The organism is Sphaerisporangium sp. NPDC051017 (genome assembly GCF_040683095.1).
GTDB lineage: Bacteria > Actinomycetota > Actinomycetes > Streptosporangiales > Streptosporangiaceae > Sphaerisporangium.
In genome coordinates, this window is record NZ_JBFBCI010000024.1 from 46,514 (window position 1) to 62,360 (window position 15,847).

The 15,847-nt window shown below is 71.4% G+C and carries 14 protein-coding genes; 12 read left to right on the top strand and 2 right to left on the bottom strand.

Translation table 11 applies throughout. The features are described from left to right. Positions 1–39: 39 nt before the first annotated feature. The 8 genes from AB0M95_RS20325 (at position 40) to AB0M95_RS20360 (ending at position 8,622) form a co-directional block, all read left to right on the top strand. Entirely contained in the window at positions 40–1,098 is a 1,059-nt protein-coding gene (locus AB0M95_RS20325) for a 50S ribosomal protein L11 methyltransferase (protein WP_363766658.1), read from the top strand. Continuing rightward, a complete protein-coding gene (locus tag AB0M95_RS20330; RefSeq protein WP_363766661.1) occupies positions 1,095–2,510 on the top strand; it encodes an iron-containing redox enzyme family protein in 1,416 nt (471 codons plus the stop codon). The genes AB0M95_RS20325 and AB0M95_RS20330 overlap by 4 nt, the downstream gene beginning before the upstream one ends. After that, entirely contained in the window at positions 2,498–2,842 is a 345-nt protein-coding gene (locus AB0M95_RS20335; protein ID WP_363766664.1) for a Rieske 2Fe-2S domain-containing protein, read from the top strand. The genes AB0M95_RS20330 and AB0M95_RS20335 overlap by 13 nt, the downstream gene beginning before the upstream one ends. Before the next feature lie 110 nt (positions 2,843–2,952). Continuing rightward, positions 2,953–3,900, top strand: a complete 948-nt coding sequence (locus AB0M95_RS20340; RefSeq protein WP_358514342.1) for an alpha/beta hydrolase — start codon at positions 2,953–2,955, stop codon at positions 3,898–3,900. Next, complete coding sequence (locus AB0M95_RS20345) at positions 3,897–5,165, top strand: ATP-grasp domain-containing protein (RefSeq protein WP_363766667.1); 1,269 nt, start codon at positions 3,897–3,899, stop codon at positions 5,163–5,165. Before AB0M95_RS20340 ends, AB0M95_RS20345 begins: the two co-directional genes overlap by 4 nt. A gap of 2 nt (positions 5,166–5,167) precedes the next feature. Beyond that, positions 5,168–5,863 (top strand): LysE family transporter, encoded by a 696-nt coding sequence (locus AB0M95_RS20350; protein ID WP_363766670.1) that lies wholly within the window; start codon positions 5,168–5,170, stop codon positions 5,861–5,863. 69 nt (positions 5,864–5,932) lie between these two features. Continuing rightward, on the top strand, positions 5,933–7,315 hold the full coding sequence (locus AB0M95_RS20355; RefSeq protein ID WP_363766673.1) for an ATP-grasp domain-containing protein: 1,383 nt from the start codon (positions 5,933–5,935) through the stop codon (positions 7,313–7,315). After that, a complete protein-coding gene (locus tag AB0M95_RS20360; RefSeq protein ID WP_363766676.1) occupies positions 7,312–8,622 on the top strand; it encodes an MFS transporter in 1,311 nt (436 codons plus the stop codon). Before AB0M95_RS20355 ends, AB0M95_RS20360 begins: the two co-directional genes overlap by 4 nt. On the opposite strand, the gene AB0M95_RS20365 is transcribed toward AB0M95_RS20360, so the two are convergent. Further along, positions 8,603–9,571: a transglycosylase SLT domain-containing protein gene (locus AB0M95_RS20365; RefSeq protein WP_363766679.1), complete on the bottom strand. Its 969-nt coding sequence runs from the start codon at positions 9,569–9,571 to the stop codon at positions 8,603–8,605. The genes AB0M95_RS20360 and AB0M95_RS20365 overlap by 20 nt on opposite strands. A gap of 407 nt (positions 9,572–9,978) precedes the next feature. On the opposite strand from AB0M95_RS20365, the gene AB0M95_RS20370 reads away from it, so the two are divergent. From AB0M95_RS20370 to AB0M95_RS20380, 3 genes are all read left to right on the top strand, one after another. Continuing rightward, complete coding sequence (locus AB0M95_RS20370; RefSeq protein WP_363766682.1) at positions 9,979–11,262, top strand: hypothetical protein; 1,284 nt, start codon at positions 9,979–9,981, stop codon at positions 11,260–11,262. A 104-nt stretch (positions 11,263–11,366) separates the two neighbouring features. Beyond that, positions 11,367–12,341 (top strand): polyphosphate kinase 2, encoded by a 975-nt coding sequence (gene ppk2 / locus AB0M95_RS20375; protein WP_363766684.1) that lies wholly within the window; start codon positions 11,367–11,369, stop codon positions 12,339–12,341. Positions 12,342–12,511: 170 nt separating this feature from the next. Further along, positions 12,512–12,943, top strand: coding sequence for an ATP-binding protein (locus AB0M95_RS20380; RefSeq protein ID WP_363766686.1), 432 nt, complete (start codon positions 12,512–12,514; stop codon positions 12,941–12,943). Between the two features lie 45 nt (positions 12,944–12,988). Here the strand turns inward: AB0M95_RS20380 and AB0M95_RS20385 are convergent, their stop codons facing one another. Beyond that, complete coding sequence (locus AB0M95_RS20385; protein WP_363766688.1) at positions 12,989–13,984, bottom strand: LuxR C-terminal-related transcriptional regulator; 996 nt, start codon at positions 13,982–13,984, stop codon at positions 12,989–12,991. Between the two features lie 128 nt (positions 13,985–14,112). Between AB0M95_RS20385 and AB0M95_RS20390 the strand changes: the two genes are divergently transcribed. Then, on the top strand, positions 14,113–15,732 hold the full coding sequence (locus tag AB0M95_RS20390) for an ABC transporter substrate-binding protein (RefSeq protein ID WP_363766691.1): 1,620 nt from the start codon (positions 14,113–14,115) through the stop codon (positions 15,730–15,732). The last annotated feature ends 115 nt before the right edge of the window (positions 15,733–15,847 follow it).

Sequence of the window (15,847 nt, forward strand, 5' to 3'; positions counted from 1 at the left end):
CGGCGAATTCCGCCGCGCCCGTGAACGGGAGACACAAAGATGCCGAGTACAACGCAAGTCGACGTCAACGCCTCATTATTGATGGCCTCGGTGCAGGCCACTCTGGATGCGGCGCAGGAATCCATGGACGCGGCCCGCGCGATGCTCTCGCCCGGACGCGGGATCATCGCCTCCGAGGAGGCGGCCCTCGCCGCCGCGATCCGGACCGTGCCGCGCTGGCACTTCGCCATGCTGAACGACCTGGAGCGCAACGACGCCTTCGAGGTGGCGATCGAGCGCGTGCTCCCCCCGGGCGCCCACGTGCTGGACATCGGCGCCGGCACGGGCCTGCTGTCGATGATGGTGGCGCGCGCCGGGGCCGCGTGGGTCACCACCTGCGAGCAGAACCCGATGCTCGCCGAGATCACCCGCCAGATCGTCGCGCGGCACGGCCTGTCGGACAGGATCAACGTCGTGGCCAAGCGCTCCACCGACCTGGTGGTGGGCGTGGACATGCCGAGGCGTGCCGACCTCATCGTCTCGGAGATCGTCGACTGCGGACTGATCGGCGAGGGCGTCCTGCCGACCGTCGAGCACGCCCGCGAGCACCTGCTGGCCCCCGGCGGCCTGCTGCTGCCCGAGTCCGCGCGCATCCACGGCGCGCTGCTGGACAGCGTCGCGGTCGACCGCCTCAACCGTGTGGACCACGCCGCCGGTTTCGACGTCAGCCTGCTCAACGGCCTCTCCACCCCCGGCCACTTCCCCGTCCGCCTGCCCACCTGGCCGCACAGGCTGCTCTCGCCCGAGGTGGAGCTGTACGCGTTCGACTTCGCGTCCGGCTCGATGGCCGACGGGTCCACCGAGGTCGACATCCCCGTCACCGAGACCGGCGAGGCGCACGGCCTGGCTGTCTGGTTCGACCTCTCGCTCGGCGGCGGCGTCCGGCTCCGCAACTCCCCGGACAACCTCGCCTCGCACTGGATGCAGGCGTTCGTACCGTTCGCCGAGCCCGTCGCGCTCACCAAGGGTGACCGCGCCCACCTTCGCCTGGCCTGGCAGGACTGCCGGCTCTCCGCCTCCAAGATCAGCGTCTCGACCTCCGTGAAGGGACAGAAATGAGCTTCACCCCCCACCACACGCCGTTCGAGCTGGACCCGGCGCGGCTTCGCGAGCTCGCCCTGGACTTCGCCAGCAACCCCATCTACCTCGACAACGAGGACTGGGAGAACGAGGACAACCCCTACCACCGGCAGCTCCGGCCGCAGATCATCAAGTACCTGGACTTCAGCAAACCGCTGCCCGCCAGTGAGATCCTCGACTACTCGGCGCTGGCCGCCAACCGCCTGCTCGCGACGATCTACGAGGCCGACCTGATGTTCCTGCCCAAGAAGGGCATGAGCGAGTCCGCGTGGGCCGGCTTCAAGAACTTCTACAGCTCCACCAACCGGGCGCGCGGCGAGATGATCCGCCCGTACCTGGAGAAGCACGTCTTCGGCTTCCTCGACGACATCGAGGTCACCGGCGAGTGGACCAAGGAGAGCCTGGCCGCCTACCTCGGCCGCATCCAGGACCTGCCCACCACGCCCTCGGCCGGCGAGAAGGCCATCCGCGAGTCCAGCGACCCCAAGCGCGCCGCCCGCAACTGGCTCATCCAGTTCGCGCCGGACTTCCTGTCCGAGGCCTCGCCGATGATCCGCAACGTCATGGGCTACTACGGGCCCGTGCAGTCGGAGTGGTTCAAGATCGTGATCGACGAGTACGGCTACGGCGTCCACGGCACCAAGCACAGCACGCTGTTCGAGAACACGCTGGCCTCGGTCGGGCTCAGCGCGGACCTGCACCGCTACTGGCAGTACTACCTGACCAGCAGCCTCATGATGAGCAACTACTTCCACTACCTCGGCAAGAACCACGAGCTGTTCTTCCGGTACCTCGGCGCCCTGTACTACACCGAGACCACGCTGGTCGACTTCTGCCGCCGCGCCGCGGACCTGCTCACCGACGTCTTCGGCGACGAGGCGGACGTCAAGTACTTCACCGAGCACGTCCACATCGACGTCCACCACGGCCGGATGGCCCTGGAGAAGCTGATCATGCCGATCGTCGACCAGTGCGGCGAGTCGGTCATCCCCGAGATCGTGCGCGGGTTCGAGGAGTTCCAGGCCATCGCCCAGATCGCCGACGACGACTTCGCCGAGCAGGTGCGCTGGATGGACGCGGGCCCGCGGAACAAGGTGCTGCACGCGCCGGTCTGGGCCAAGATCGAGAGCGGCGAGGTCGAGGCGCCCGTGGCGCACATCGTCGAGCCGCGCGGTGAGCTGTCCAACACCCACCAGCACGACGGCGACGAGCTGTGCCACATCGTGTCCGGCACGATGAAGTTCGTCAGCGGCTACGACTCCCACCAGATCCTGGAGGCCGGCGAGGGCACCGTGATCTGGAGGAACCGCCTGCACGGAGCGATCATCGACTCCGAGGAGTGCGTGTACGAGATCCACTCGGTGGGGGACTACCGCGCATGCTTGTCGTGAACTTCAACGTCGAAGGCGCGCACAACTGCGTCGAGGTCGCGGGCGTGCCCTACGTCTACGCGCGCACGGCCAAGGGATCCTTCGTGATGCCGGCGCTGTGCCCCCACCGGGGCGGCCCGCTCAACCTGGCCGAGCTGGACGCGACGGGCGCACGGGCCGTGTGCCCCTGGCACGAGCGCGCGACCTCGATGACCCGGCTGCGCAAGAAGGGCATCCCGGCCGTGCGCCGCGGGAACACGGTCACCGCCGTGCTCCCCGTGCCCGCGGACTCCGAGGTGACGACCACCCACCGGCCGATGTCGCCCGCGTTCTGCGGCGGCAAGGCGGCCTGACCCCGCCGCCGGAGGGTCCGGTGCCCCGGCGCACCGGACCCTCCGGGCGGGCCCCCGCATCCGTGACCGCGACAAACCGAGAAACACCACGACTCCCGAGGAGACGTCCCATGGCCTACGCGTCCGGCATCGAGGCGTTCGTCGACAAGGTGAACGCCACCCTGCCCCCGGACTTCTACACCTACCCCGTGGAGCGGCAGCGCGCCCTCTACGACTCGCTCGCCGAGGCCCTGCCCATCCCGGTGCCGGACGGCGTCACCTGGCGGGACGCCACCGCCGAGCACGACGGCCGCGAGGTGCGGCTGCGCGTCTACGAGCCGGCGAGCACGAAGGGCGACGGCGTCATCTTCTACGTCCGCGGCGGCGGCTTCGTCATCGGCTCGCTGACCAGCCACCACAGCCTCGTCGCCGAGATCGCCCACCGGACCGGCCTGGTGACGATCGCGCTGGACTTCGGCATGGCCCCCGAGAACCCCTTTCCCGGCCCGGTCGAGGACTGCTACGCCGGGGTGAGCGCGGTGCTCGCCGACCCGTCCCGGTTCGGGCTGTCCATCGACCCGGCCAAGGCCGTGGTCGCGGGCGAGAGCTCCGGCGCCAACATGGCCGTGATCCTGTCGATGATGGCGCGCGACCGCGGCACCCCGCTGCTGCGCGGCCAGGCGCTGATCAGCCCGGTGCTGGACTTCACCCGGTGGCGGCACGGCGGCGAGGACGCGCCGCTGCTGTCCGGCGGCGAGATGGAGTTCTACACCGCCTGTTACTGCCCCGAGCCCGAGCAGGCCGCCGACCCGTACGTCTCGCCGCTGCTGGAGGGCAAGTTCCACGAGCTGCCCCCGGCGTACGTCGTCGGGTGCGAGCTGGACTCGCTGCGCGTCGACGCCGAGAAGTACGTCGAGTTGCTGCGCGCGGAGGGCACCCCGGCCAAGTACGTGATGGAGGCCGGCATGGTGCACGGCCCGGTGCGGGCGCGCGGGATGAGCGAGCCCGCGGCGGACATGGTGCGCCGGTTCTGCGTGGCCGCCTACGCCCTGGCGATGGACGAGGGGGAGTCCCGATGACCGGCGCGCACGACACGACCGGCCCCGTGGTCGTCGTCGACCCGTACTCCTCGGGCGCGCTGTTCGCCGCCGCGTTCGCCGAGCACGGCGTCGAGGTGGTCGCCGTGCTCACCGCCGAGCGCCCCCCGGACGCGTACGCCGCGTCGTACCGGCCCCAGGACTACGAACGCAAGATCGTCTTCGGCGGGGACCTGGACGCGCTGGCGGGCGAGCTGCGGGCGCTGAGCCCGCGGTGCGTGATCGCGGGCGGCGAGTCCGGCGTGGAGCTCGCCGAGCGCCTGGCGCCGCTGGTCACCCCCGGCCGGGCCAACGTGCCCGGGCTCGCCTCCGCCCGCCGGGACAAGTGGAGGATGGCCGAGGCGGTGGCGGAGGCGGGGCTCGCGGTGATCCCGCAGATCTGCACCGACGACCCCGCCGAGGTCCGCGAGTGGCTCGCCCGGGAGGGCCTGGAGGGGCAGGACCTGGTCGTCAAGCCGCCGATGAGCGCCAGCACCGACGGCGTGGTCAAGGTCGCCGGCGGCGAGGGCTGGGCCGAGGTGTTCGCCCGGGGCATCGGCCGGGTCAACCAGTTCGGCAACGTGGACGACCGGCTGCTGGTGCAGAAGTTCCTCAACGGCACCGAGTACGTCGTCGACACCTTCACCGACGGCGGACGGCACGGCCTGGTGGACGTGTGCCGCTACCAGAAGGTGGACAACGGGCCGCACATGGCCGTCTACGACGCCATGCGGTGGGTGCCCGGGGACGACCCGGCCGTCCCCGCGCTCGCCGAGTACGCGCGCGGGGTGCTGGACGCGGTCGGGATGCGGTTCGGCTCCGCGCACATCGAGATCATGAACACCGCCGACGGCCCGGTGCTGATCGAACTCGGCGCGCGGGCGCACGGCGGCGGGCAGCCGCGGTTCAACCGGGTCGCGACCGGCGACAGCCAGATCGACCGCACGGTGCGCGCCCTGGTGGGCGGCGAGGTCCCGCCCGGGTACCGGCTGGAGCGCCACCAGATGTGCGTGTTCCACATCGCGCGGGCCTCCGGGACCGTGCGCGACGTGTCCGCGCTGGAGGCGGTCAAGGACCTGCCGAGCCACCACTTCTCGGTGATGAACCTGGCCGAGGGCGACCACGTCGAGGAGACCAAGAGCCTGGTGGACAGCCTGGACTTCGGCTTCGCCATCCTGTCCCACCCCGACGCCGAGCAGGTCGAGCGGGACTACAAGGTGATCCGGGAGCTGGAGCGCGGCCTGGTGATCGACCCGGCGGGCGCCTGACCATGGTCACCCTCGCGTTCGCCGCCGCGTCCCTGGTGGTCATCATGACGCCGGGGCCGGACCTCGCCCTGATCACCAGGCTGGTGCTCACCCGGCGCCGCGCCGCCCCGGCGGTGGCCGCCGCCGCCGGGATGATCACGGCGGGGGCCGTCCAGCTCGCCGTCGGGACGATGGGCCTGGCCGCGCTGCTGGCGGCCCAGCCCTCGCTGTTCACGGCGCTGCGCTGGACGGGCGCGGCGGTGCTCGCCGTCATGGCCGCGCTCGCCCTGCGGTCGGCCCTGCGGCCCCCGCGCCCGCGAGACCCACAGGACCCGCGCGACCCGCAGGACGCACAGGACCCGCAGGACGCGCATGGCCCGCAAGCCGCGCACGGTCCGCGCGACCCGTCCGGCCAGGGCGGCGTCCACGGGCGGGCGTTCCTGCAAGGGCTGCTGTGCACCGGGACGAACCCGAAGGTCGGCGTCTTCCTGATGGCCTTCCTGCCGCAGTTCGTCCCGCCCGGGGTGGACCCGGTGCGCGGCGTGCCCGTCCTCGGCGCCGTGTACCTCGCCATGGGCCTCCTCTGGCTGCTCACCTGGACGGCGCTGGTCGACCGGCTCGCCCGCCACGCGCACACCCCGGCCGTGGCGCGCGCCGCCGACGGCCTCACCGCCGCCGTGCTCGCCTTCTTCGCCGTACGGCTCTCGCTCGGGAGCTGACCGTGAGGCGATGAGGTGCGCGCGCGTTCCGTCCGACGACCACACCTTCCGAAGGGACCGGTGTTCCCCTTGACGCACGAACCGACGCACGAACCGGAAGACCTGAACGACCCGAAGACGACCACTGCGACGACCGGCACGGACGAGGTCCGCCCGGCGAGGGAGCGGGAGATGGGACTGGACGCCGAGTCCGGCGAGAAGCCGTTGCTCCTACTGATAGGCAGCAGCTCCAAGCGCAACAGGGAGTTCATCCTGCGGTCGGTCGCCCCGCGCTACCGGCTGTGGCTGCTGCAGCCGGCGGAGGTGTCCTGGGAGGCGCCGTACGTCGTCGGCAACACCGTCGTCGACAACACCGGCGCGGACAACACCGGCGCGGACAAGCTCGTCGAGGCGGCCCGCGAGGTCGCCGCCCGCCACGACGTCGCGGGCGTGTTCTGCTACGACGAGGGCCTGGTGTGGCCCGCCGCCTTCGTGAGCCAGGCCCTCGGCCTGCCCGGCAACCCGCCCGAGGTCATCGCGGCCTGCCGTGACAAGAACGCCACCCGCGTCGCCCTGGACCTGGCCGGCGTGCCGCAGCCCCTGTCCATCGGGGTCGCGTCCCTGGACGAGGCGCTGGCCGCCGCCGACAAGATCGGCTACCCGGTCGTGCTCAAGCCGCGCGGCCTGGCGGGCAGCATGGGCGTCAAGCTGGCCGCCGACCCCGAGGAGGTCGCCGCCGCCTACGCCGCCGCCACCGCCGTCTCCTACCCCGGGGTGCCGGTGTACGAGGTGTCCGTCCTTGTCGAGGAGTACGTGGACGGCCCGGAGATCAGCGTCGACGCGGTCTTCTACGACGGCAAGTGCGTGCCGCTGGCCCTCGCGCGCAAGCGGGTCGGCTTCGCGCCGTTCTTCGAGGAGGTCGGCCACCTCGTCGACGCCGCCGACCCCCTGCTCGCCGACCCCGAGCTCGTGGACGCGCTGCGCCGCGCCCACGAGGCGCTGTGCTTCCACACCGGCGTGACGCACACCGAGTTCCGGCTCGGCCCGCGCGGCCCGCGCCTGCTGGAGGTCAACGCCCGCCTCGGCGGCGACATGATCCCCTACCTCGGCCACCTGGCCACCGGCGTCGACATCGCGCTGGCCGCCGCCGACGTCGCCGCGGGCCGTGAGCCCGACGTCACGGTCAAGCACCGCAAGGCGGCCACGGTCGCCTTCCTCTACCCCGAGCGGGACCTCACGGTCGAGACCGTGACCGTGAACGAGGACCGGCTCACCCCGCCGGTGCACAGCGCCGAGCTCCTCGCCGACCCGGGCGCGGTGCTGCGCCTGCCCCCGCGCGGCTACATCGCCCGATACGGCCGGATCATCACCCTGGCAGACACCCCCGAGGAGGCCCAGGTGGACACCACGGGCATCATCGAGATCACCGGCCGCCCGCTTCCGGCCCCGCCCGCGGAGGTCACGGCCCGATGAGCGCGGAGCACCCGTCCGTCATCCAGACCGTGCGCGAGATCTCGCGGCCGGCCTGGGTGCTGCTCGCCGGCATGCTGGTCAACCGGCTGGGCAACTTCCTGCAGATCTACCTGGTCCTCTACCTGACCAACAAGGGGTTCGCCACGTACGGCGCGGGCCTCGCCCTCGGCGCCTACGGCGTCGGCTCGGTGCTGGGCGTGCTCGCAGGCGGCGCCGTCTCCGACCGGTTCGGCTACCGGTGGACGATCGTGGCCTCCATGGCGGGCGCGGGCGCGCTGACGACGCTCATCGTCGTCCTGCCCAGCCTGCCGCTGATCGTCGCGGTGGCCGCGGTCGTCGGCGCGCTCGGGCAGGCGTACCGCCCGGCGTCATCGGCGATGCTGGTGGAGCTGACCCCGGAGCGGCAGCACGTCATGGTCTTCGCCGTGTACCGGCTGGCGTTCAACCTCGGCACCACCGCCGGTCCGCTGCTCGGCGCGCTGCTGATCACCTACTCCTACGACCTGATGTTCTACGTCGACGCGGTGACGTCCGTCCTGTTCGCCGTCTTCGCGCTCAGCCTCCCGCACTCGGTGGCGGGCAAGGACTCCGCGAAGGGCGAGGACGGCGCGGGCCGCAGGTCGTACCGCGGGGTGCTGGCCGATCGCCGGTTCACCCTGTTCATGCTGGCGCTGTTCCTCAACGCCGTCGTCTACATCCAGCACGTCTCGGTGCTGCCGCTGCAGGTCACCGCGGACGGCCACAGCCCGGAGCTGTACGCGGCGCTGCTGTCGCTGAACGCCGTCGTCGTCATCGCGCTGGAGCTGCCGCTGACCAAGTTCGTGCAGCGGATGCCCGCGAGGCTGGCCGTGGCGCTCGGCGTCGGGCTGGTCGGCGTCGGGATGAACCTGTACCTCGCCGGGCCCGCGGTCGCGATGTTCGTGGTCGCGACGCTCGTCTGGACGCTCGGCGAGATCGTCGGCACCCCGACCGTGTCCGCCTACCCCGGGCAGGTCGCCCCTCCCGGGATGCGCGGGCGGTACATCGCCGCCGCGGCGATGCCCATGCAGATCGGCTACGCCGCCGGTCCGGTGATCGGCGTCACGATGTGGACGCTGTGGCCGGACGGCGTCTGGTGGGGGTCCGGCGTCATCACGGTCTTCGCCGTGCTGGCCGTCCTCGCCGGGATGACCCGCCCCGCCCAGGCCGGCGCGGAGCCGGTGGAGGCGCCCGCGCCGGTGGAATCGGACGTGGAATCGGACACGGAATCGGTCACGGACGCGCCGCGGGCCGAGGAGGACCTGGCGGCTAGCTCCGGGGCCCGGTGATGCGCAGGTCGCCGCGCGTGGTCAGCACGAAGACCTGCCAGTTGTAGTACGTGTAGTAGGCGCGCGGGTCGCGCCGCATCGTCCGGGCGTAGCGCTGTACGGCGTCCACGTACCGCTGGTCGTGGTTGTAGGCGTACAGCGCGCGCCGGTAGTCCCGGGGCGCGCCCGACGCGCGCAGGTAGTTGGCCGCCCCGAGGACGGCGTCGCGCGGGTCGCGCACGTCGCCGCCCAGGCCGTACGCCTTCCAGGTCGCGGGCATGAACTGCATCGGGCCCTGCGCCCCAGCCGAGCTCGGCGACCTCAGGCGGCCGAACTTGGTCTCCACGAGCATGACCGCCGCCAGCACCTCCCAGCCGACCCCGAACCTGCGCTCGGCCTCCCGCATGTGGCCGCGCAGCTTCTCGGCCTCGGGCGGGTCCTGCGTGCGGAACCTGCCGGGCGTGGAGGTCGGACGGGTGAGAGAGAACAGGCTGCGGGCCGCCTCCGCGTCGTCCGCGGCGCGGGCCGCCAGGCGGGAGGGCAGGCGTTCGACGACGCGGCGGGCCAGCTCGGGCCGGTGCCCCATCAGGCGGTACACGCGCTGCTGGTACAGCGACAGCAGCACGACAGGCTCGGGCGGCTCGCCTTCGGCCTTCCCGTCGTCGCCGAGCCAGGCGTCCACGGCCCGCCCGAGCGCGGCCTCGGTCCGCACCAGTTCCCGCGCCAGGCGCTCCGGGCCGGTGGGGACGGCGGCGTCCGGCGCGGGCAAGGCGTTGCCGTGCGCGGACGGCCGCGGCGTCCCCGGGGGAAGGGAGCCGTCGTCGGAGCCCGCGGTTCCGGACGCTCCGGGCTCGGAGGACGTGGACGGCGGGGCGGGGGACGCGGCCGGTCGTGTCGCGGGCGTCACCGGCTCGGTGACCGGGCTCGCGCAGCCGGTCACCAGCAGGCCGGTCACGAGCAGGCCGGTCATCAGCGGACCCGCCGACGGCGGGCCCGCCCACCGGGCTCGCCGCCGGCCGATTACCGGCACGGCCGCGTCTGAAAGCCCGTGCAGGTTCACGCCGCGGTTTCCCCGCGATGCCACGTCGATGCCCCCCGGAAGCGCCACGCGCCCGACCCTACCCCCCGCCACCTCGCCGCTGGGGGAGGTTCCGCACGCGCCGGGCCCGTCCGGGGCAGGGCTCTGACATGGGGACGACACGCGCTTCGTGTGGTTTCGTCCTGGGCCGCGTGCCTTGCCGGGGCACAGGCGAACACGCCGTAACCCGGGGTTGAGTGACCGGTGACCGTACTCCTCCTAGCGTTTCCGTAGCCGGCCGGAGCCGGGGCGGGACGACAGAAAGGGCAGGTCATGCGGGGGCGAACGGCGGAACGCGGATGACGGCGACGACGGGGCGACCGGGCGGCACGCCCGCCGCCGTCCTCACGCTCGCCCTCGCCGCCACCCTCACCGTCGCGGCCTCCGGCTGCTCGGACGGTGACGCCCGCGGCCGTGAGGCGGTGACGGCCGCCACGCCTCCGGGCGCCCCGGCGAGCGCCGCGGCCGAGCCGCAGGGCAGGGCCGAGAACGAGCACGCGGCCGGGAAGGCCGCCAAGGAGGCCGTCACCGACGTCTATGCCAACGACCGGCCCGGCATGCTCAGCCCCGAGGTCGCGAAGTTCCCCTCGCGCGTGTACGTGCCGAACAGCGAGAGCGGCACCGTCAGCGTGATCGACCCGAAGACCTACAAGGTGATCCGGGAGTTCCCCGTGGGCCGGCGGCCCCAGCACGTCGTCCCGTCCTGGGACCTGAAGACGCTCTGGGTGAACAACAACGACGGCAACACCCTCACCCCGATCGACCCGGTGACCGGCAGGCCGGGCAAGCCGGTCCCCGTCGAGGACCCGTACAACCTGTACTTCACCCCGGACGGCACGACGGCGCTGGTGATGGCCGAGCGGCTGAACCGCCTGGACTTCCGCGACCCGCGCACCTTCAAGCTGCGCGAGTCGATGGACATGCCGTGCCGGGGCATCAACCATGCCGACTTCACCGTGGACGGATCGATCTTCCTCGCGAGCTGCGAGTTCTCCGGCCATCTCGTGGCCGTCGACTGGGCGGCGCGCAAGGTGCGCAAGGTGGTGGACCTCCCAGCCCACTACGACGGGGCCCACCACGACAGGGCCCACCACGACGGTGCCCACCACCTCGGGGCGCGCCGCAGCATGCCGCAGGACGTCAAGCTGTCGCCCGACGGGCGGACGTTCTACATCGCCGACATGGCCATGGGCGGCATCTGGCTGGTCGACGCCGGGAAGTTCCGCGTCGACCGGTTCGTGAGGACGGGCGCGGGCGCGCACGGGCTCTACGTCAGCCGCGACTCCCGCAGCCTCTACGTCTCCAACCGCGGCGAGGGGTCGGTGTCGGTGGTGTCGTTCGCCACGCGAAAGCCCGTCGAGACCTGGCGCATCCCGGGCGGCGGCTCCCCGGACATGGGCGGGGTCTCGGCGGACGGCCGCCATCTGTGGCTGGCCGGGCGCTACAACGGCGAGGTCTACGTCTTCGACACCCGCGACGGGCACGTCGTGCGCAAGATCAAGGTCGGCGCAGGGCCGCACGGGCTGGCGGTCTACCCGCAGCCGGGGCTCCACTCGCTCGGCCACACGGGGGTGTTCCGCTGACCTTCACCGGGACGGCGGCCATATTCGGTGCCGGCCGTCCCGGTGATCCGGATCGTTCACGATCACGTACCGAATACGTCTCAAATGTGTGAAATGCTGACGGTATGGACTTAGGTCAGTCGGACTTCACGCATGCGCACCACCTGGCGACCAGTGAGCTGCTCGACCGGACGCCGGGCCTGTGGGTCGACGCGGGGGACGACGACGATCCCGTCCTGTTCTACGCCGACGGGCGGCCCGTCGACACCTGGCGCGAGCACTACCCCTACACCGAGCGGATGTCGCGCCCCGAGTACGACCAGACCAAACGGCTGCTCCAGATCGAGCTGCTGAAGCTCCAGTACTGGCTCAAGGACACCGGCGGGCGCCTGGTCATCCTGTTCGAGGGCCGCGACGCCGCCGGCAAGGGCGGGACGATCAAGCGGTTCATGGAGCACCTCAACCCCCGGGGCGCGACCGTGGTGGCGCTGGAGAAGCCCAGCGAACGCGAGCGCACGCAGTGGTACTTCCAGCGGTACGTCTCCCACCTGCCGGCCGCCGGGGAGATCGTCCTGTTCGACCGGTCGTGGTACAACCGCGCCGGGGTCGAGCGGGTGATGGGCTTCTGCACGCCGGATGAGTACGACGAGTTCATGCTCCAGGCGCCGCTGTTCGAGCGCATGCTCGTCCGCGACGGGATCCGCCTGGTGAAGCTGTGGTTCTCGGTCACCAGGCGCGAGCAGCGCACTCGGTTCATCATCCGCCAGGTGGACCCGGTGCGGCAGTGGAAGCTGTCCCCGATGGACCTGCAGTCCCTCGACAAGTGGAACGACTACACCCGGGCGAAAGAGGACATGTTCCTCAACACGGACACCGAAGACGCGCCCTGGACGGTCATCAAGAGCAATGACAAGAAGCGCGGCCGGGTGGAGGCCATGCGCCACGTCCTCAGCCTGTTCGACTACGACAACAAGGACGAAAGCGTGGTGGGCACCCCCGACCCGCTGATCGTCCGGTCGGCGTCGGACATCGTGGAGGAGGATGTCTCCGACTCCGACGACGACGGGCACTTCGGCCTGCCGCCCCTGTCGTCCTCCTGAGGTCCCGCGCGGGTGAGGCAGGACCACCCCGTGGAGACCAGGTTCCTACCTTTTGGCGACATCTCCGACGATGATCGCGGCGTCCTTAACACGAGGGTGCGAGCAGATCACTCATCGGGGGTCGAATGACTTCATCACCGTACGGCAGGGCGGGATCGGACAGTGACCGTGTGCTCCACCTCGCGGGGGATCCCGACGCCGTGGCGCGCGCCCGGCGGCTGGTGTCCTCCGCGCTCGGCGCGGGACATCCGCTCCACGACGACTGCGTGCTGCTGACCAGCGAGATCGCCACCAACGCCGTCGTGCACTCCGAGTCGGGGGACGGCGGGACGTTCACGCTCAGCGTGTCCTACTCCGCCGAGTGGGTGCGGATCGCCGTCCAGGACGCGGGCTCGATCGACCCGCCCTTCGGCTGGCGCCCGTCCTCGCCGCTCGACACCGGGGGACGGGGACTGCTGCTCCTGGAGGCCCTGGCGCACCGCTGGGGCTTCATCCGGGAGGCGGGGATCAACAACGTGTGGTTCGAGATGCACGCCGACCTGCTGAGCCCCGAATCCGTCACCCCGAACAACTCCGGCAAGTCCCTGAGGGTCGCCCGCTGACCGCGGCCCCTCAGGGGCGTCCCCGGGTCGTGACGCGTCGCGGGGTCACGGCACGTCGAGGCGGCACAACCCCTCGGCCAGCACCTTCGTCGTCAGGCGGGTACGGCTGTCGCAGCCTAGCTTGGCGAAGATGTGCTCCAGGTGCGTGGTCACCGTCCGGACGCTGAGCACCAGCGCCGCGGCGATCTGCGGGTTGGAGTCGCCGAAGGCGACCCTGGTGAGCACCTCGACCTCCCGGGCGGTCAGGTCGTAGGGGAGTGAGCACGGCCGCTCGGCGATCACCGCCCCCTGGATCGCGCCGTGGAACCCCACCCCGGCCCGGTGGACCCGCACCTCCCGCCACTGGCCGGTCGAGTCCAGCCACAGCCCGCGCCGCGACAGCTCGCGCGAGTCGATGAAGTCCCTGGCCAGGTCCGCCATCGCCGGCTCGCGATCGACGGCCTCCGACCCCGGCCATCCGGCCACCGCCCGCCGCCGCCCGCCCCGCTCGAACGCGATGGCGTGGAAGCCCGGCGGCAGGCCGAACCGGTCGATGACGCAGCGGGTCAGGTCGGTGACGTGCGCCAGCGTGCTCGCCACCGCGCCGAGCACCGTGCCGGTCTCCGGCGGCAGCGCGCGGCGCGAGTTCACGTGCAGCAGCCCGGTGTAGCGGGCCTTGTAGCGGGCGTCGGTGACGTCGCCGACGAACAGCGGCGCGGTCAGGCCCGAGCGCCAGCCGTAGGGCTCCAGGTGCCTGCGGTAGTAGAGCTCGGTCCCGGGCGAGCCCATGGGCAGCGGGACGCGCGAGGCCATGGCCTCGCGGTAGGGGTCCAGGCGGGCGTACTCCTCGGCGGCGTCCTCGTCGACGCGGGCGTACCCGGCGGACACCAGGCTGCGGTGGCGCCCGGTCGCGGGGTCGTAGGCGACGAACTCGTACGCCTCCACCGGAATGATCTTGCGCAGCGCCGTCATGGCGCCATGCGCCCCCGATCCGCCGGCAACCTGGAATCCCACCTCGGCGAACGCGTGGAGGTGGCGTGCGCTCAGGGTGATGCTATCCATTGACCCTCCGCGATCAGCTTGCCGGACAGAGATCGTTCGGGGAATACGTAATCCTTCCGATGTAGAGCCTTGCCCGCCTATTTAGCCTCTCCGGCATCACGCCGGAGCGACGGAGAGGCAGAAGAACAGTGACGGTCCTGAACAAGGCGCGGGGTGCCACCGTCCTGCTCGCGGCGGCGCTCGCCCTCAGCGCGTGCGGCGGGTCCAGCGGTGACCAGGGCGCTCAGGGCGGGCAGGGCGGGCAGGGCGGCAACGGGGGAAAGCAGTTCTCCGTCGCCCTCAACGAGCCCGACCACCTCACGCCCGGCAACACCTCCAGCAGCTACTCGATCACGGTCCTGCAGGCGCTGTTCGACACGCTGGTCGTGATCGACTCCGGCGGGCAGCCGCAGATGCGGGCCGCCGAGTCGGTGACCAGCCAGGACCAGAAGACCTGGACGATCGATATCAAGCCGGGGCAGAAGTTCCACAACAGCGAGCCGGTCACGGCCGAGAGCTTCGCCGACGCCTGGAACGCCGTCGCGTACGGCCCCAACGCCTGGACCAACAACTACTACTTCACCAACATCGAGGGCTACGCCGACCTCAACCCCGAGGCGGAGGGCGCCAAGCCCGCCACCGACAAGATGAGCGGCCTGAAGGTCCTCGGCCCGAACACGCTCGAAGTCCACCTGACCGAGCCCTTCAGCCAGTTCCCGATCACGCTCGCCTACACCGGCTTCGCGCCGATGCCCAAGGCCGCGTTCACCGACCTCAAGGCCTACGACCAGGCGCCGATCGGCAACGGCCCGTTCGCCCTCGACGGCGCCTGGGCGCACAACCGGCAGATCAAGGTCAAGAAGTTCGCCGGGTACGCGGGCGCGCGCCCCGCCAAGTCGGACGCCGTCCAGTTCAAGATCTACGCCAGCCGCGACACCGCGTACACCGACCTGCGCGCCGGCAACGTCGACCTGCTCCAGACCATCCCGCCCGCCAGTTCCGCCGAGGCCAGGAAGCTGCTCGGCGACCGGTACGTCCCGACGGCGAGCGGCACGATGGACTACCTCGGCTTCCCGGTGTTCGACAAGCGGTTCCAGAAGCCCGAGCTGCGCAAGGCCATCTCGATGGCCATCGACCGGCAGGCGATCGTGGACGCCGTCTACAACGGCGCCTTCAAGCCGATGTCCTCGCTGGTCCCCCCGCTCGTCCCCGGCTACCGCGAGACGGCCTGCGGCGAGGCGTGCGTGTACGACCCGGCCAAGGCCAAGGCGCTGTACGACCAGGCGGGCGGCTTCACCGGCACGCTGAACCTCTACTTCTCCAACGCCGACCCGAGCTACGAGCAGTGGATGCAGGCCGTGGCCAACCAGCTCAAGGAGAACCTCGGCATCGCCGGCATCCAGTTCCGCAAGATCCCCGCCGCCGACTACCTTTCCACGCTGCGCGAGAAGAAGGAGGACGGGCCGTACCGCAACAACTGGGTCATGGACTACCCGAGCCCGCAGAACTACCTGCAGAACATGTGGGGCGAGGGCAACCGCATGGGCTGGCAGAGCAAGGAGTTCAACGACCTGATCGCCAAGGCCAACGCGGCGTCCGGCATGGAGGCGAGCATCCCGCTCTACCAGCAGGCCGAGGACGTCGCGCTGCGCGAGATGCCGATGATCCCGCTGTGGAACTGGCAGGACCAGGCGGGCTACTCGGGCAAGATCGACGGCGTGAAGATCGACGCCTACAGCCCCAACCTCGACACGATCACGGTCAAGTAGGAATGCGCGCGACGAGGATCCCGCGCCCGGCCCCGCGCCGGCCGGGGCCCTCCCATGCCCGCGCCCGTCTCAGCGGGGCGTGCGGGCCGTACGGCGGAACGGTTCCCGACCGAGG